14 protein-coding genes are annotated in these 17559 nt (G+C 68.2%); 9 read left to right on the forward strand and 5 right to left on the reverse strand.

Translation table 11 applies throughout. The features are described from left to right. Positions 1-72 precede the first annotated feature (72 nt). Positions 73-1704, forward strand: coding sequence for a DEAD/DEAH box helicase (locus IEX24_RS06415; RefSeq protein WP_188675452.1), 1632 nt, complete (start codon positions 73-75; stop codon positions 1702-1704). A 114-nt stretch (positions 1705-1818) separates the two neighbouring features. Beyond that, a complete protein-coding gene (locus IEX24_RS06420; protein ID WP_188675455.1) occupies positions 1819-2799 on the forward strand; it encodes a nucleoside hydrolase in 981 nt (326 codons plus the stop codon). Positions 2800-3104: 305 nt separating this feature from the next. Here IEX24_RS06420 and IEX24_RS06425 read toward each other — a convergent pair whose 3' ends face one another. Further along, complete coding sequence (locus IEX24_RS06425) at positions 3105-3644, reverse strand: NUDIX hydrolase family protein (RefSeq protein WP_188675458.1); 540 nt, start codon at positions 3642-3644, stop codon at positions 3105-3107. Between the two features lie 110 nt (positions 3645-3754). On the opposite strand from IEX24_RS06425, the gene IEX24_RS06430 reads away from it, so the two are divergent. From IEX24_RS06430 to IEX24_RS06455, 6 genes are all read left to right on the forward strand, one after another. Next, a complete protein-coding gene (locus tag IEX24_RS06430; RefSeq protein WP_188676507.1) occupies positions 3755-9022 on the forward strand; it encodes an Lhr family helicase in 5268 nt (1755 codons plus the stop codon). Beyond that, the gene (locus tag IEX24_RS06435) at positions 9015-9803 is read left to right on the forward strand and encodes a DNA-formamidopyrimidine glycosylase family protein (protein WP_188675460.1); all 789 of its coding nucleotides are present in this window, start codon (positions 9015-9017) and stop codon (positions 9801-9803) included. Before IEX24_RS06430 ends, IEX24_RS06435 begins: the two co-directional genes overlap by 8 nt. Before the next feature lie 144 nt (positions 9804-9947). Next, complete coding sequence (locus tag IEX24_RS06440; RefSeq protein WP_188675463.1) at positions 9948-10229, forward strand: metal-sensitive transcriptional regulator; 282 nt, start codon at positions 9948-9950, stop codon at positions 10227-10229. A 188-nt stretch (positions 10230-10417) separates the two neighbouring features. Beyond that, complete coding sequence (locus IEX24_RS06445) at positions 10418-11284, forward strand: alpha/beta hydrolase (protein ID WP_229715134.1); 867 nt, start codon at positions 10418-10420, stop codon at positions 11282-11284. Positions 11285-11316: 32 nt separating this feature from the next. Further along, positions 11317-11820 carry a Cys-tRNA(Pro) deacylase gene (gene ybaK, locus IEX24_RS06450; RefSeq protein WP_188675469.1) on the forward strand — a complete coding sequence of 168 codons (504 nt, stop codon included), beginning with the start codon at positions 11317-11319 and terminating at the stop codon, positions 11818-11820. Between the two features lie 8 nt (positions 11821-11828). Next, positions 11829-11999, forward strand: coding sequence for a hypothetical protein (locus IEX24_RS06455; RefSeq protein ID WP_188675472.1), 171 nt, complete (start codon positions 11829-11831; stop codon positions 11997-11999). On the opposite strand, the gene IEX24_RS06460 is transcribed toward IEX24_RS06455, so the two are convergent. Beyond that, positions 11996-12472 carry a GNAT family N-acetyltransferase gene (locus IEX24_RS06460; protein ID WP_203585917.1) on the reverse strand — a complete coding sequence of 159 codons (477 nt, stop codon included), beginning with the start codon at positions 12470-12472 and terminating at the stop codon, positions 11996-11998. The genes IEX24_RS06455 and IEX24_RS06460 overlap by 4 nt on opposite strands. 66 nt (positions 12473-12538) lie before the next feature. Between IEX24_RS06460 and IEX24_RS06465 the strand changes: the two genes are divergently transcribed. Beyond that, positions 12539-14107 carry an 8-oxoguanine deaminase gene (locus tag IEX24_RS06465; RefSeq protein ID WP_203585879.1) on the forward strand — a complete coding sequence of 523 codons (1569 nt, stop codon included), beginning with the start codon at positions 12539-12541 and terminating at the stop codon, positions 14105-14107. 123 nt (positions 14108-14230) lie between these two features. On the opposite strand, the gene IEX24_RS06470 is transcribed toward IEX24_RS06465, so the two are convergent. Genes IEX24_RS06470 through IEX24_RS06480 form a run of 3 tightly spaced genes read right to left on the reverse strand, consistent with a single transcriptional unit; the run spans position 14231 to position 17526 of the window. Beyond that, on the reverse strand, positions 14231-14851 hold the full coding sequence (locus tag IEX24_RS06470; protein WP_188675479.1) for a GNAT family N-acetyltransferase: 621 nt from the start codon (positions 14849-14851) through the stop codon (positions 14231-14233). 34 nt (positions 14852-14885) lie between these two features. After that, on the reverse strand, positions 14886-16517 hold the full coding sequence (locus IEX24_RS06475) for an alpha-amylase family protein (RefSeq protein WP_229715135.1): 1632 nt from the start codon (positions 16515-16517) through the stop codon (positions 14886-14888). After that, positions 16438-17526 (reverse strand): NADPH:quinone reductase, encoded by a 1089-nt coding sequence (locus IEX24_RS06480; RefSeq protein WP_188675481.1) that lies wholly within the window; start codon positions 17524-17526, stop codon positions 16438-16440. Before IEX24_RS06480 ends, IEX24_RS06475 begins: the two co-directional genes overlap by 80 nt. Positions 17527-17559 lie beyond the last annotated feature (33 nt).

Here is a 17559-nt window from a genome sequence, read left to right on the forward strand (position 1 = left end):
ACTGCGGGTTGGCGACATTCGCGTGCGATCCGCTTGGGTGGAACCGATGCCTGAAAGGCACCGAAAACCCCAATGACAATCGATTCAACACTCGAAGCACCGACTACCTCGTTCGCCGCGCTCGGCGTGCCTGCTCCCCTCGTGGCGAAGCTGGCCGCAACCGGCATCGACTCGCCGTTTCCCATTCAGGTCGACACCCTGCCCGACACCCTCGCCGGGCGCGACGTGCTCGGCCGCGGCAAGACGGGCTCGGGCAAGACCCTCGCCTTCTCGCTGCCCATGGTCGCCCGCCTCGGCGGAGCACTCGCCGGTGGCAAGCGCCGCCCGGGCCGCCCGCTCGGCCTGATTCTCGCGCCGACCCGCGAGCTCGCCACGCAGATCACCGCCGTGCTGCAGCCCCTCGCTGACGCGTACGGGCTGAAGTCGACCACCATCTTCGGTGGCGTCTCACAACAGCGCCAGGTCGCCGCGCTCAAGGCCGGCGTCGACATCGTCGTGGCCTGCCCCGGTCGCCTCGAAGACCTCATGAAGCAGGGCTTCGTGTCGCTCGATGCAGTGGAGATCACGGTTCTCGACGAAGCCGACCACATGGCTGACCTGGGCTTCTTGCCGGTGGTTACGCGCATTCTGTCGAAGACGCCCGAGAACGGGCAGCGTCTGCTGTTCTCCGCGACGCTCGACAACGGAGTAGACAAGATCGTCAACCGGTTCCTCCACAACGAGGTTCTGCACTCGGTCGACGAGGCCAACTCCCCCGTCGCCGCGATGACCCACCACGTGTTCGAGGTGAGCGATGCCGAGGCGAAGACCGCGCTCGTCAAGAAGCTCGCGTCGGGCACCGGCCGCCGCATCCTGTTCATGCGCACAAAGCACCACGCCAAGAAGCTGGCCCGTCAGCTCATCGACGCGGGCATCCCGGCCGTCGATCTGCACGGCAATCTCTCGCAGGTGGCGCGCGACCGCAACCTCGCCGCATTCAGTGCGGGCGACGTCAGCGTGCTGGTGGCGACGGATGTTGCGGCCCGCGGCGTTCACGTCGACGACATCGAACTCGTGATCCACGTCGACCCGCCGGCCGAGCACAAGGCGTACCTGCACCGTTCGGGCCGTACGGCTCGCGCCGGTAGCGCTGGCGACGTGGTGACCATCATCATCCCCGGTCAGCGCAAAGACCTCGAGCAGCTCATGCGCAAGGCTGCCATCAAGGTGACGCCCGAGCGTGTGTCGCTCGACTCGCCTTCAGTAGATGCTCTTGTGGGCGAGGTTGCCGCGTATGTGAAGCCTTCGGATGCGCCCGTCACCCTGACCGGTGGCGGCCGTTCGGGCGGCAACGGCGGTGGCGGCCAGGGTGGCCGTGGTCGTAACGGCGGCGGTGGCGGCGGCTCACGCAACGGTCAAGGCGGTGGCGGATCGCAGGGCGCGAACGCTCAGCGCAAGCGTGCCGCTCGCGATGGTTCGGGTTCGGCCGGCGGCGCTTCTGCCGGCGGATACGGGTCTGACCGGCCGCGTCGCGACCGCTCGGCACAGGGTGCCGGCGGCGGCTCGGGTTCGGCGGGCAATGCTCGCCGCGGCGGCCAGCCGTCAGGCACTCGCACCGGTGGCTCGACCGTCGCTTGGTCAAGCAACGGCGGCGGTGCGAACAACACAGGAGCCACCTCGGCCCCCCGCGCTCGCCGCGCCGCGCCGCGCCGCGCGCAGGGCTGACCTCTTCGCCTCAGGCCGAACGTGCGATCACGAAAACTCCCCCACAACCTCGGGTTTGGGGGAGTTTTTGTGATCGCGGAAGAGAGGTAGGCCGAGAGCGGATACGTTGGAGCAATGACATCTGAGCCGATACCGGTACTGCTCGACGTCGACACGGGAGTCGACGACGCGCTGGCGATTCTGTTCGCGGTGGCGCACCCGGGCATCCACTTGCTCGGAGTCAGCTGCGTCGCGGGAAACGCCGCGTTGCCGCAGGTGGTTCAGAACACGCTGAAGATGCTGGATGCCGCGGATGCCGGAGAGGTGCCGGTGGCTGGCGGGGCTCATCGTCCGCTGATCAATCCGACGCGTGATGCTTCGCATGTGCACGGTTCTGATGGGCTCGGGGGCATCGAACTGCCGCCGACGGCGCGTCAGACCTATTCGATTGGTGGCGAAGCGGTCGGAGCCATCGAGATGATGCGACGCGCTCTGCTGGCGAGCCCCGAGCCGGTGACCGTGGTGGCACTGGCGCCGCAGACGAATCTCGCGCTGTTACTGCGGGCGCATCCGGAGGTCGCCTCGAAAATCGAGCGCGTGCTGTTCATGGGTGGGTCAGCGAGCGTCGGCAACGCGACCGCGGTCGCTGAGTTCAACGTGTGGCACGACCCCGAAGCTGCGGCGATTGTGCTCGATTCGGGCGTCAAAACCTTCATGTATGGGCTCGATGTTTTCAATCGCGTGGCAGTTGAGCACGAGAAGGCGCTCGAGCTGCAGTCGAGTTCGCGCGTGGCGGAGCGAGTCGCCGGGCAGCTCATCGCGCACCGCATGGGCGTCGGGGCCGGCCGCGAGCCGGTGTACACGGGGCTGATCGGCGATGCTGGGGCGTTGTGTGCGTTGGTCGACCCGGATGCCCTGCGAACCGAGCACCTGCCCGTTTACGTTGAGCTGGCGGGCGCCTCCCGCGGGCAGACCGTGGTCGATCGTCGGGTGTACCCCGGCGAAGACTCGATGCACGGGCTGCACGCCGAGACCGGGGTGACCGAGGTGGCGCTCGAAGTGGATGCTCCGCGGTACGTCACCCTCTACCTCGAGACCATCGCGCGCCTGCCCTGACGCTGCGTAGCTGGCTCGGCCGTAGCCGTAGCCGCAGCCGCTCGCTGAGGTGTTGCTCGGCGCTCGAGTCCCGATGAGTGAGCCCACTGTGCCCATTTGAGTCTGGTCAACCGGCCTCAATTCGACGTAATGGGCTCACCGTGCGGGCGGAGCGCGCGCGGGGAGCATCGACGGGCTCGGCAGGGCGGCACCGACACCGTGTGCGACCGACCGCGCGGATGCGGGCCGGATGTGCCCGGGGCTGCGCGGGCCGGGCCGGGCTGGCACGGTACGGGCCGGATAGGCCCGGGCCGGCGGGGTGCGGGCTAGTACAGGCGGCCGACCGAGGCTAGGGCGGCGCGGAGCAGGGCGCCGCGACCGCCTTCCATTTCGGCATGGATGGCGTCACTGACCGCCTCTTGCGGGGTCATCCAGGTCAGTTCGAGGGCGTCTTGCCGGGGATCGCACGTACCCGTCACCGGAATGACGTAGGCCAGCGAAACCGCGTGCTGCCGATCATCCGTGTACGAACTGACGCCGGGTAGCGGAAAGTACTCGGCCACCGAGAACGGGATGGGGCTGGTGGGCAGCTGCGGAAAGGCCATGGGCCCGAGGTCTTTTTCGAGGTGACGGAAGAGCGCGTCACGCAGGGTTTCGCCGTACATGACGCGGCCCGAGACGATGGTGCGCGTCATGTTGCCGCTCGGCGACACGCGCAGCAGCACGCCCACCTCGGTGACCTGGCCGAGGCCGTCGACCCGCACGGGCACCGCTTCGACGTAAAGGAGGGGCAGGCGCCGCCTGATTTCGTCAAGCTCCTGGTCACTCAGCCAGCCGGGGTTCGGGTCAGGGGTGCGAACGCTCATGATCCATTCTTACCTACCGCCGCACCAGGTTCGTGCCAGGTTGATGCCAGGTTCGCGCAAGGTTCGCGCAAGGGGGGCGCAGTGTCGGTGGCATGGGTGAGGATGGGTAGATCGAAACAGACGTTCTCGCCAAGTTCTCTCCCGCCACCCGCGAGTGGTTCGGCGGGGCGTTCGCCGCGCCCACCGAGGCCCAACTGGGCGCCTGGCGGGCGGTGTCTGAGGGTTCGCACGCGCTGGTGGTGGCGCCCACCGGCTCGGGCAAAACGCTCGCGGCGTTCTTGTGGGCGATCGATCAGCTGATCAGCGCACCCCCGCCCGTGCCGAAGAAAGACGAGAACGGCAAAGACCGCCCGGTAGGCACTCGGGTGCTCTACATCTCGCCGCTCAAGGCACTGGCGGTCGACGTCGAGCGCAACCTGCGCGCGCCCCTGGTGGGCGTGACGCAGACCGCCAAGAGGCTCGGCACCGTTCCGCCGAGCATCAGCGTTGGGGTGCGCTCGGGCGACACGACGCAGAGCGATCGCCGCACCATGATCAAGAATCCGCCCGACATTCTCATCACCACGCCCGAGTCTTTATTCTTGATGCTCACCTCGGCCGCCCGCGAGACGCTCAGCTCGGTCGAGACCGTCATCATCGACGAAGTGCACGCCGTTGCGGCGACCAAACGTGGGGCGCATCTTGCGGTGAGCCTTGAACGATTGGATGCACTGCTCGAGCATCCCGCGCAGCGCATCGGCCTCTCAGCGACCGTGCGCCCGCCCGAAGAAGTGGCCCGGTTTCTCGCCGGCGGAGCCGCTGTCACCATCGTTGCCCCGGTCTCGACGAAGAAGTTCGACCTGCGCGTGGTGGTGCCCATCGAAGACATGAGCGACCTCGGGGCGGCTCCGACGCTCGAAGGCTCGGCTGCCGCCGCGACGCCGCAGCAGGGTTCGATCTGGCCGCACGTCGAAGAGAGCATTGTCGACCGGATACTGCAGCACCGGTCATCCATCGTCTTCGCGAACTCGCGGCGGCTCGCCGAGCGGCTGACCGCGCGGTTGAACGAGATCTATGCCGAGCGGCTCGGCGATCTGGAACCCGACGAGGCGGTGCTCGCGCACGCGGTGCGGCTGTCGGGCAGCGATCGCAGCCGGCCGGGCGAGGCGCGTGGTAGCGCGGGATCGGCCCGAGGCTTCGCGGGTGAGGCGGGCGGCGGCGGAATCGCGGACCGCGGCGGCGCTGCGGGTGGCGGCAGCCGCGCGAGCGGGAGCGGTGCGGGCATCCGGCGGTCACCAGCCGAGTTGATGGCGCAGAGTGGGCAGACCGAAGGGGCCGAGCCGCTCCTCGCGCGAGCGCACCACGGGTCGGTCAGCAAAGAGCAGCGCGCCATCATCGAAGACGACCTCAAGACAGGGCGGCTGCGCTGCGTGGTGGCGACCTCGAGCCTTGAGCTCGGTATCGACATGGGCGCGGTCGATCTCGTGGTGCAGGTGGAGTCGCCGCCGTCGGTGGCCAGCGGGCTGCAGCGCGTCGGGCGCGCCGGACATCAGGTGGGTGAAGTCTCGCGGGGGGTGATCTACCCTAAGCATCGGGCCGATCTGATCCATTCCGCGGTGGCGGCACAGCGCATGACCGACGGTCTCATCGAGTCGCTCGCGGTGCCGAAGAACCCGCTCGACATTCTCGCCCAGCAGACCGTCGCGGCCTGCGCGCTCGAGGCGATCGACGTCGAAGAATGGTTCGACACGGTCAAGCGCAGCGCGCCATTCTCGAGTATGCCTCGATCGGCATATGAGGCCACACTCGACCTGCTGGCCGGAAGGTACCCGTCTGACGAGTTCGCCGAGTTGCGGCCGCGCATCGTCTGGGATCGTGATGCCGGAACGATCACCGGCCGCCCCGGCGCGCAACGACTGGCCGTGACCAGCGGCGGCACCATCCCCGACCGCGGTCTCTTCGGCGTGTTCATGGTGGGCGAAACCGCGTCACGGGTCGGCGAGCTCGACGAGGAGATGGTCTACGAGTCCCGAGTCGGCGACGTGTTCGCGTTGGGGGCGACGAGCTGGCGCATCCAGGAGATCACGCACGACCAGGTTCGCGTCACTCCGGCGTTCGGCGAGCCCGGGCGGCTGCCATTCTGGCGCGGTGATGGGCTCGGCAGGCCGGCGGAACTCGGCCGCGCCATTGGTGAATTCACCCGAACGGTGAGCGGAGCATCCGCTGACCGCGCGTTGGAGATTGCCCAGAAGGCGGGGCTCGACGAGAACGCCAGCGCGAACCTGACTCAGTTCATCGGGGAGCAGCGCGAGGCGACCGGGCACGTGCCGAGCGACCAGACGCTGGTCGTCGAACGGTTTCGAGATGAACTCGGCGATTGGCGAGTGATCTTGCATTCCCCGTACGGCATGCAAGTGCATTCGCCGTGGGCTCTGGCCATCGGGGCGCGCATTCGAGAGCGGTTCGGCGTCGATGGCGGGGTTGTTGCGAGCGACGACGGCATTGTGGTGCGGCTGCCCGACACAGAGAGCGACCCGCCCGGCGCAGACCTGTTCGTGTTCAGCGCTGACGAGCTCGAGATCATCGTGACCACCGAGGTGGGTGGCTCAGCGCTGTTCGCGTCGCGGTTTCGCGAGAACGCAGCTCGGGCGCTGTTGTTGCCGCGGCAGAATCCGGGTAAGCGGTCGCCGCTCTGGCAGCAGCGGCAGCGGTCTGCCCAGTTGCTCGAGGTCGCACGGCGGTATCCGACGTTTCCGATCATTCTCGAGACCGTTCGCGAGTGCCTGCAAGACGTCTACGATCTGCCGTCGCTCAAGGCACTCGCGGGCGAGATCGAGAGCCGGCGAATTCGCATCGTCGAGACAGAGACTCCCGAGCCGTCGCCGTTCGCGCGTTCGCTGCTCTTCGGTTACGTCGCGTCATTCGTTTACGAGGGCGACAGCCCACTGGCTGAGCGGCGGGCGGCGGCTTTGTCGCTCGACCCCACGCTGCTGGCCGAACTTTTGGGGCGCGCCGAGTTGCGCGAGCTGCTCGACCCTGGCGTCATCGAACAGACCGAACGCGAGCTGCAGCGGCTCGCCCCGGGCCGAAAGGCCTCTGGCGTTGAGGGTGTCGCCGACCTGGTGCGGATGCTCGGGCCGCTCAGTGTCGCCGAAGTGGCCGAGCGACTCACCGACGGCGGCGGCGGCGAAACAGAGGGCGCGAGCGGCGCCGCCGGCGCCGTCGGCACGAATGGTCGGGCCATCGGCACGGATGGTCGGGCCATCGGTGCGGGTGACGAAGCGGGCTCGACGGGCGCAGCGGGCACGGGTGACGAAGCCGGCACGGCGGGCGCGGCCCGCTACCTGGCGCAATTGCTCGACGCGAAGCGGGTGCTTGCGGTGACCATCGCGGGCGAAGCGCGCTGGGCGGCTATCGAAGACGCAAGCCGATTGCGCGATGCGCTGGGCGTGCCGATTCCGTTCGGGGTGCCCGACGCGTTCATCGAGCCGGTCGACGACCCCCTCGGCGACTTGGTGGGCCGGTACGCGCGCACGCACGGCCCCTTCACGACGCCGGAGGTCGGCGCGAGGCTCGGGCTCGGCACGGCCGTCGTTCACGAAACGCTGAAACGTCTAGAGCAGGCGCGCCGCGTGGTGGAGGGAGAATTTCGCCCGACCGGCGATGCCTCGCCCTTCGATCACGCGGCGGCATCCAGTGAATGGTGCGACACCGAAGTGTTGCGACGGTTGCGCGCGCGCTCGCTGGCGGCGTTGCGGCACGAGGTCGAGCCCGTCGACCAGGCTGCGTTCGGGCGATTCTTGCCGGTGTGGCAGCACGTCGACGGCAACCTGCGCGGAGTCGACGGCGTGCTGACCGTAATCGAGCAGCTCGCCGGGGTTCCGGCGCCCGCATCGGCATGGGAGACACTGCTGCTGCCGTCACGCGTGAGCGACTACAGCCCCGCGATGCTCGACGAGCTCACCGCCTCGGGCGAGATCGTCTGGTCAGGCAACGGATCGCTGCCGGGCAGCGACGGCTGGGTCGCCCTGCACCTCGCCGACACGGTGCGCGTGACGCTGCCCGAGCAGGTCGAGCTCGAGCCCACCGCACTGCAGAGCGCCATACTCGACGCACTGGCCGGCGGTGGCGCCTACTTCTTTCGAAACCTCGCCGACACCGTCGGGGTGCGGATGCTCGGCGGCGGCCGACCCGATGAAGCACCCGGCGGCCATCCACTCAGCCGCCGCGGGGCGCCTTCGTCGGGTGATACGCCTACGCCTGCCACCGCGCGCACGTCGGGCGGCGCATCGAGCGAGGTCGGCGCGCCGACTCCGGGTGACGGGTCGAGTTTCGATTCGGCGCGCGCCGGTAGCGCGCCCATCGACCTCGGCAGCGCATTCTTCACCGACGAGCAACTCGTGACCGCGCTGTGGGATCTGGTGTGGGCCGGTCGCATCACTAATGACACGCTCGCGCCGCTTCGCACACTAACGGGCGGCGGCGGCAAGGGCACTGCTGCACACTCGGCGAAGCGCTCGGCACCGCGATCTCGGCTCTATCGCGGGCGCGGCTATTCGCGGCCGACCATGGCGACAAGGGTCGGGCCGCCGACCGTGGGCGGGCGCTGGTCGCTGCTGCCCCGCGCCGAATCCGACCCGACGCTGCGCGCCCACGCGATGGCGGAGTTTCTGCTCGACCGCTACGGCGTCGTCACGCGCGGCTCGGTGATGAGCGAGCACCAGCCCGGCGGATTCGCGCTGGCGTACCGGGTGCTGAGCCAGTTCGAAGAGACCGGGCGGTGCCGCCGCGGGTACTTCATCGAGGGGTTGGGTGCGGCTCAGTTCGCCACGGGCGGCACGGTCGACCGGCTGCGGTCGTTCGCGACCGACGTGCTCGGGGGGCAAACCGACACGCAAGGGGGCGGCGGGGGCGGCGGAGACGGCGACGTGGGCGGCGACGCATCCCGTAGTGGTGCTGCCGGGTTTGGCAACGCAATCCGCCGAGACCGCGCTACTGGGCGAGGCAACCGAGGTGACTCGGGCAACAGCGGCAGCCGGCGCACGCTCACGCTGGCGGCGAGCGATCCGGCGAATCCGTTCGGAGCCGCGCTGCCGTGGCCGGCGGGCGAGGGGCATCGTCCGGGGCGCAAAGCGGGGGCGCTCGTGGTGCAGGTCGACGGGCAACTCGTGCTCTACATCGAGCGCGGCGGCAAGACCGTGCTGTCGTTCAGTGACGATGAAGACGTGTTGGCTGCCGCCGCGGCATCCCTCGCCCGAGCGGTGACAACAGGCCAGGTCGACAAGCTCACCATCGAGAAGATCGACGGCGAATACTCGGTGGGCACGCCGGTGGGGCGGATGCTCGAGAGCTCTGGTTTCAACAACACCCCGCGCGGTCTGAGGTTGCGCAGTGCCTGAGGGCGACACCGTCTACCGAGCTGCGAAGCACCTCAACGACGCACTGGCGGGCAGCGTTCTGACGGGGTGCGACATTCGCGTTCCGAAGTTCGCCACGGTCGACCTCACCGGCGAGGTGGTCGACGACGTGGTCAGCCGCGGAAAACACATTCTGATGCGGGTGGGTGAGTTCAGCATCCATTCGCACCTGAAAATGGAGGGCACCTGGCACATCTACAAGCCAGAAACCCGCTGGCGCAAACCGGCCTGGCAGGCGCGAGCTGTGCTGAAGACCGCCGACTACACCGCCGTGGGCTTCGAACTCGGGCTGCTCGAAGTGCTTCGTCGCGACGACGAAGACAGCGTAGTGGGCTACCTCGGGCCCGACTTACTCGGCCCCGATTGGGGCGAAGTGGATGCGGCCGAGGCCGAGCGCCGGCTGGCACGAGAACCGGCCCGCGAAATCGACGTGGCACTGCTCGATCAGCGCAACCTCGCCGGTCTCGGCAACGTTTTCGCGAACGAACTGTGCTTTCTGCGCGGAGTGCTGCCGACGCGGCCGGTCGCCGAAGTGCCGAAGCTCGATGCGGTCGTGGCGCTCGCGCATCGACTCATCACCGCCAACCGCGACCGGGTCGAGCGCACGACCACCGGCGACACCCGCCCGGGCAAGCAGGTGTGGGTCTACAACCGCGCCGGCCAGCCCTGCCGCCGCTGCGGAACCCGGATTCTTGCGGGCAAACTCGGCGCGAACGAGCTGTCGCTGCGCGACACATACTGGTGCCCGCACTGCCAGACCTAGGGCGTGGCGTCGCGTCGCGAGCCCCGGCTCGTCAGACATGATCCTCGACGCGCGTGAACGCGGGCCGCGGGCTCGCCGGGGGTGGCCGCGCGCATGTCAGAGATACCCCGCCCGGGTATGCGCGGCTCGTCGTATTCTTGAGGGGTGATCGACGACATCAAGAAGCGCGCCCTGCACCGCACCCGCATACTCGAAGGCCAGCTGCGCGGGCTCGAGAAGGCGATCGAGAATGAAGACTATTGCATCGACATCATCACGCAGTCGCTCGCGATTCAGAAGTCGCTGGGGTCGCTGAACAAGCTCATGGTCGAGAACCACCTGAAAACGCATGTGACCGAGATGTTCGAGGCCGGTGGGGATGATCGGGCGAAAGCCATCGACGAGCTGGTGCGTATTTACGAGCTGAGTCGCAACCGGGGCGAGTGATTACGAGCGCCGGCGGGGTTACGACTGCCGAGCATCCAGAACCGCGACCTGCCGTTTGAGAGCAATGAGGCGATACGACGTTTCGGCCAGCCCGGCGATGAGCTGGCGGCCGGATGCTCGGGGCCGGGTTCGCCGGGCATCTGGTTACACTGAACTGCCGCTCTTTTCGTCAGCCTCAGAGGACTCTCGTGACCGATCAACCCCGCCGCGCAGCCATCAACGACGCCGCTGTGGTGTGGTCGATTCCGACCGAAGAACTGTCATCGCGGTTGCCGAGCAGCCCGCTCGTCATCATCATGCACGGGTACGGATCGCACGAGAACGACCTCATTTCGCTCGCGCCGCTGCTGCCTGAGGGCACCATTGCCGCTTCGCTTCGGGCGCCGCTGCTGGCGCCGCACCCCATCGAGAACGGATTCTCCTGGTTTCCGATCGGCGAGGCCGGCAACCCGCGAGTGGGCGTGGTCGATGACGCCGCTGCGTCGGTTCTCGACTGGCTCGGGCGCGTCGAGTCGAGCTACGGCACCCCGCCGAGCGTCGCGACGTTCGGGTTCTCGCAGGGCGCGGCCATGGCAGTGCACCTGCTGCGCACGGCACCGGCGCGGTTCGCGGCGGCCGTGAATCTCTCGGGATTCGTGGTGAGCGGTCAGGTGCACGGCGACCGCGAGATGCTCGAGCTGCGGCCGCCGGTGTTCTGGGGGCGCGATGTGGCCGACCCCATCATCACGAGCGATGCGATTGCGCGCACCGAGGCGTGGCTGCCCGAGCATTCGACGCTGACGGCGAACCTGTACCCGGGCATTCTGCATGGGGTGTCGCAGGAGGAGATCACCGACGTGGCGGCGTTCTTGCGGCAGCATTTGTTTGGCGACTCGCGGGGTGTGGTGGTCGCAGCGGCGTCTGACTCGGTGGCTGGGGCGGAGCCTGCGTCTGACGCGGAGCCGGCGTCTGACGCGGGGGCGGAGCCGGCGTCTAATTCGGTGCCCGCAGCGGCGTCTGGCGCGGGGGCTGAGGCGACGTCTGATTCGGTGCCCGCAGCGAACGCCGAGAACTAGGCGATCGGTGCCCCCTGAGAGCCGGAGCTGCAATGGGTAAGACCGCGAAGACGTCTGGGCCAGGGCCGACAACCGCCGCGACTGTTGCGCTGACGCGTGCCGGAATCTCGTTCACGGCGCACGCCTATCGTCATGACGACGCCGTAACAGAATTCGGTGACGAAGCCGCGCAGGCGTTGGGCATCGAAGCCAAGCGCGTGTTCAAGACGCTGATGGTCGAGACCGACGCGGGCCTGGCAATCGGAATCGTTTCGGTAGCCGACATGCTCGACCTGAAAGCGCTCGCCTCCGCCGTGGGAGCCAAACGAGCATCCATGGCCGACAAGGCGGTCGCTGAGCGCAAGAGCGGGTACGTGGTCGGTGGCATCAGCCCGTTCGGGCAGAAAACGCGACTCGCGACGGTTCTGGATGATCGTGCCGCGGGCTTCGCGACCATCTACGTTTCGGGCGGCCGGCGTGGGTTCGACATCGAGGTGACGCCCGGCGATCTCGTTGCCCTGACGGGGGCGGTTGTGGCGCCGATCCGGCGCAGTTAGGCGGTCACGTGCAGCACTCCGAGCCCGCTGATGACGCGGTGGCGGCGGTGATTGCGGCCGAGGCTTCGCTCCTCGATTCGGATGTTCGGCGTGAACGGCATCGGCTCGAAGCGCTGCTCGACGAGTCCTTCGTCGAGATCGGGCAGTCGGGGCGGCTGTGGCGGCGTGCACCGCATTAGAGCGAGCGTTCGAAGAAAACGGATCCCTCGGCGCGGCTTGCTTCGGCGAAACCGCAGCGCAGCAGAACGCGCTGCGACGCGATGTTGTCGGTTCGCGTGTCTGCCCTGATGATGCGTGCTCCGGATGCCCGGGCGACTTCTCCGAGCGCTGCGAGTGCTTCAGTGGCGAAACCCCGACCTCGCGCGCCTCTCACCAGCCCGTAACCGACCTCGACTGCTCCCTCGGCATCGGGGAAACCGGTGAATCCGATTCCGCCGACTGCGGCACCATCGGTGAGGCGGCGAATGACGTAGGGGCCGAACGGCCGGGGGTCGCCATTGGCCCGAAAGTCGTCGATGAATCGGGGCAGAATGTCGAGTTCGTCTGCGAATGGATAGCCTTCGGCCCAGTTGTCATCCGCTCTCGGGCGTCCGGCGAGCACGCGTTCGGCCTCAGCCGGCGTGTACGGGTGGAGGAGCAGGCGGCGGGTCATCGTATCCACTGCAGAAGACTACCTGGGGAGTCAGCGGACCCGGCGCGGTTTAGTAACGTGGGGGCTATGACCCCGCAACCCACGGCCACGCAGACGCAGCAGGTTTCGCGAACGATCATCTCTGGCGCATACATCGCCACGGTCGACGCCGCGGGTACCGAGCACAGCGACGGATACGCGGTGGTCGATGGCGACACGATCGTCGCGGTGGGGGGCGGCGCGGTGCCGCGGTGGGCGCTCGACGGCGCGCCGATGCCCGAGGGAGCGGCGGGCGCGCAGGGCCGTGGCGGTAGCGCCAGCGGCAGCAGCGGCAGCGGCAGCGCCGCTTACGCCAACGAACACGCTGACGCGCGCGATACTGCGGCCGACCAGCACAGCAGTCAGAACGGCGGCATGCCCGGGCGGCGTGAGCCACGGGCATCCGTCACCATCGTCGACGGGCGTGGGCACCTCGTCACTCCAGGGCTGATCAACACGCACCACCACCTGTACCAGTGGCTGACCAGGGGTTATGCGCAAGATTCGATTCTGTTCGACTGGCTCACGTCGCTGTACCCACTCTGGGCGCGAATCGACGCTGACCTGGTAGAGAAGGGCGCGCTCGGCGCCATGGCGGTCGCGGCGAAAAGTGGATGCACGACCGTCGGTGACCACCACTACGTGTTCCCGAGCGGGGCGGGCGACATTCTCGGTGCAATCGTTCGGGCTGCGGGGCAGTTGGGCGTGCGCATCCACGCCACCCGGGGCTCGATGGATCTCGGTCAGAGCGCGGGCGGCCTCCCGCCCGACTTCGCGGTGGAGTCGATCGACGCGATTCTGGCGGCGAGCGACGAGGCGATCGACCGGTACCACGACGCATCGCGCGGGGCGATGGCGCAGATCGCGCTCGCGCCCTGTTCGCCATTCTCGGTGACGGCCGACCTGCTGCGCGAGTCAGCGGCGCTCGGGCGGGCGCGCGGCGTGCGGCTGCACACGCACGGGTCGGAGACGGTAGAAGAAGACGCGTTCTGCCTCTCGAAGTTCGGCAAGACGCCCACCCAGTATCTCGAAGACCTCGACTGGCTCGGCAACGACGTGTGGATGGCGCACTGCGTTCACCTCGACGACCACGCCATCGCGCGGTTCGCGGCGACCGGCACCGCTGTGGCGCACTGCCCGTCATCGAACGCGCGTCTGGCGGCCGGCATCGCCCGCGTGCCCGCGATGCTCGACGCCGGCATCACCGTTGGCCTCGGGGTCGATGGCGCCGCCTCGAACGAGTCGGGGCAGCTCGGCACCGAGATTCGCATGGCGGTGCTGATGAACCGGCTGGGTGCGGGGGCTGACCGGATGCCCGGGCGGGCCGCCTTGCGCATGGCGACCATCGGCGGGGCAGCGACCCTCGGGCGCGCCGCCGAACTGGGCTCTCTCGAGGTAGGGAAGCTCGCCGATCTCGCGGTGTGGAAGATCGATGGCGTTGAACACTCCGGCATTCTCGACCCTGTGGCGGCGCTGACCCTCGGCTCCCAGCCGCCGCTGGCGCTGCTGCTGGTCAACGGAGTCGAGGTCGTGCGAGACGGGGCGCTGACCCGCGTCGATGAGGCCCAGGTCGCCTCGGCGGTGGCGCGGGCATCCGTCGCCCTCGCGGCACGCTGACGCATACCGCCCCATCCAGCGCGTCAGCCGACGCTCCTCGGCGAGAACGGCTTAAGCGGACGAGAGCGACCTGCGGAACCGTCGCTCTCGCCCGCAAAGATCGCTGTCGCGCGCGACGGTCAGTCAGCGGGCGCGGCCCGCCACCTTTTCGGTGAGGCTGAGGCGCACGGTGGGCCACTCCGACTCGATGATGGAGAAGACCACGGTGTCGCGCAGCGTGCCGTCGCGCCAGATGTCGTTGTTGCGCAGAATGCCGTCTTGCTTGGCGCCGAGGCGGGCGATGGCTGCGCGCGACTGCTGATTGTGCCAGTGGGTGCGAAATTCGACTGCGACGCAGCCGAGTGTGTCGAAGGCGTGGGTGAGCTGCAGCAGTTTGGCGTCGCTGTTGATGCCGGTGCGCTGGGTGCTTGTGGCGAGCCAGGTCGAACCGATTTCGAGCTTTCGATTGTCGGCGCGGATGTTCAAGAAAGACGTCATTCCGACGGCTTTACCTGTGTCGAGCCTGACAACGGCCCAGGGCACCCACTCCCCTGCCGCGCGCAGGTCGAGGCGGTGCTGCACCGCCGCCGCCATGTCGTCGGGGCTCGGAATTCGCGTGTACCAGGTCTGCCACAGATCGCCTTCGGCGACGGCCTCGGCTAGGTCGGGCACGTGATCGAGCGAGAGCGGGGCGAGTGTGACGCGCGCGCCGACAAGGGTCGGAACGGCAGTGAAGTCGGCGACTGAGCCAGGGGTGATCTCCATCATTCGACCCTATCGATCATCTGCCCCGCTCACTTCAGCCTTCGAGAATCGCCCAGCCGTTCGCCGGGGTGACGGCCGAGACACCGGTGGAGGTCGCGGCGAGGTCTGCAGCGCCAGCCAGGAGAACCGGCGCACCCGGTAACTCGAGCGTGTAGGGCTCGTCGGCGAGGTTGAGCAACACCACGAGGCGCGGCGTGATTGACAGCGAAGATTCGCCGCTCGCAGGGCCGCTCTCCGCCGGGGTGACTGGGGAGCCCGCGACGACCTGGTAGGCGAAGAACGCGTTCGTCAGCTTCAGCGTCTCGGTTCGGGCCGAGTGCAACCACGAATGCCTCCGCCGCAGACCGATCAGGTTCTGGTGGAGGCGGTAGGTCGGCCATCCGTCACCCGAGCCAGGGCCTGAACCAGCACCCGAGCCAGAGCCCGAGCCGCCACCGCCCAGCCGCGAGGGCCCACCCTCCGGAAACTCCGGCCGAATCGCGTCATCACCCCCCGCGCGCTGCTCCTTGACCCCGAGGTACCCCTGCTCGTCGCCGTAGTAGATGCTCGGGGTGCCGCCGATGGTGAGCAGAACAACGAGGGCGTGTGCCTGGTGCCGCCGATCATCCACCACCGTCGCCAACCGCGTCACATCATGGTTTCCGACGAACGTCAGCGGAACGAACCGCTCGAGATACCCGTTGTGCCGCCCGAGAGCGTAGGCGAGTTCGAAGAAGTTGGCGTCGTTGATCGAGCTCCAGATGGCCTTCCACACCTCGTATTGGGTGAGCGAATCGAACCCCGCAGCCTCGACGATTTCGCTGTAGTCGCCGTGAATGACCTCGCCGAAAATGTAGGCGTTCGGATGCTCGGCCCGAACCCGCGGCAGAACGCTCGCCCAGAACGCGGCCGGCACCGCGTACGCCGCATCGAGCCGCCACCCGTCAGCCCCGCGGCCGAGCCAGTAGGTCATCACCGACACCACGAAATCGGCTACCTCGGGCTCGGCGTGGTTGAGCGTGACGAGTGCGTCGTGGCCTTCGAAGACGGCGAACTGTGGATGCCCGCCCGAATCGCCCTGCGAAACGAACCAGTCGCGCTCCCGAGCATTCGGCCCACCGTTCAGCGCGCGCTGCAACGGCGCAAACCCGCGCCCCACGTGGTTGAACACCCCATCGAGCAGCACGTTGAGGCCGCGGGAGTGCGCCTCCTCGATCAGCCGATCGAAGTCGGAAAGGTCGCCGAGCCTCGCGTCGATGCGAAAGTAGTCGATCGTGTCGTACCCGTGCGACTCCGACGCGAAGATCGGCCCCAGGGCGATCACCGATGCTCCGAGCTCGACCGCGTAGTCGAGCCACGCGATGAGGCGCGGCAGCCGGTGCTCGACGTGTGGCGCGGCCCCGCCTGGCAGCGCGGCAGCTGTACCACCGAGGCTGCGACCGCCAGCATCTGCACCGTCGTGACCCGCGAGCGAGGCGGCATCTGCTACTCCGGCCAATTCGCGTGCATCGGCGACTTTCGGCGCACCGACGAACCCCAGTGGGTAGATCTGCCACATCACCGCGTGCGTGACCCAGCCCGGCTCGCTCATAGCGCGGCCGCCCACCTCACCACGCGTCACCGTCTGGGGCGAGGGCGGCGGCCTGGGCATCCCGAGCCTGGTGACCGGGATCGAACGACGTCCCATCGATGAGCACCTTGCCCACCACGGCGTCTTCAACAGCCTGGTGCGCTGCGGCTGTTTCGTCGAGGTGGTAGCGGATGATCGGCAGCCCGAACGCGTCACCCACCCCGAGGGCTCCGTCGCCCGCTGCCGCGATGACGGCCGCTACCGCGTTCGCCTTCTGCACCTCGCTCGTGGTGTAGGTCAGCACGAACTGGTAGCGCACGTTCTTGGTCATGCTCGCCCGCGCGGCTATCGACACCTCGTCGGGCGTGCCCGAGACGTAGATGGCAATCGTTCCGCCGTGGGCGATGAGCTCGAGGTCGATGCCGAGGTTGGCCCGCGGGTTCACCTCGACAATGACCTCCACCCCGTGCGGGGCGACGGCCGTGACCTGCGACACCACGTTCTCGGTGCGGTAGTTGATGACATGGTGAGCGCCAGCACGCCAGGCCAAATCGGCTTTCTGTTCACTGCTGACCGTGGTGATGACGGTTGCCCCGGCCCACGTCGCGAGCTGTATCGCCGCGTGACCCACGGCTCCTGCGCCGCCCGCCACGAGAATGTGCTGGCCGGCCAGCGAACCCGGTGCCAGCCTGGCGGGGCCGGACTCGCGGGCGGTCAGTGCCCGGTGCGCGGTGAGCGCCGGAATTCCGAGCGACGCCCCCACATCGAACGACACCCCGTCGGGCAGCGCATTCACCAACAGCTCGGGCAGCACCACGAATTCGGCGGCAGTGCCGTCGGTGCGCTGATAGGCGGCGTCGCGCAACCACACGCGCTGCCCCACGGTGAACCGGCTCGTGCCCGGGCCGACCGCGTCGATCACTCCGGCGCCGTCTTGGTTCGGGGTCTGCGGATGCTCGAGCTGCACACTCTCACCCGAACCCTGCCGCGCCTTCCAATCGGTGGGGTTCACGCCCGACACCACGACGCGAACGCGTACTTCACCGGCGGCGGGCTCAACTTTTTCGACCTCAACGAGTTGCAGAACGTCGGGGCCGCCGGTTCGGGTGTAGCTGATCTTCTTCATGCCTGAATTCTCCTGCTTGGTGCTGTGTTCGTG

Origin of the sequence: Subtercola lobariae, from assembly GCF_014640255.1 — a bacterium.
GTDB lineage: Bacteria > Actinomycetota > Actinomycetes > Actinomycetales > Microbacteriaceae > Subtercola > Subtercola lobariae.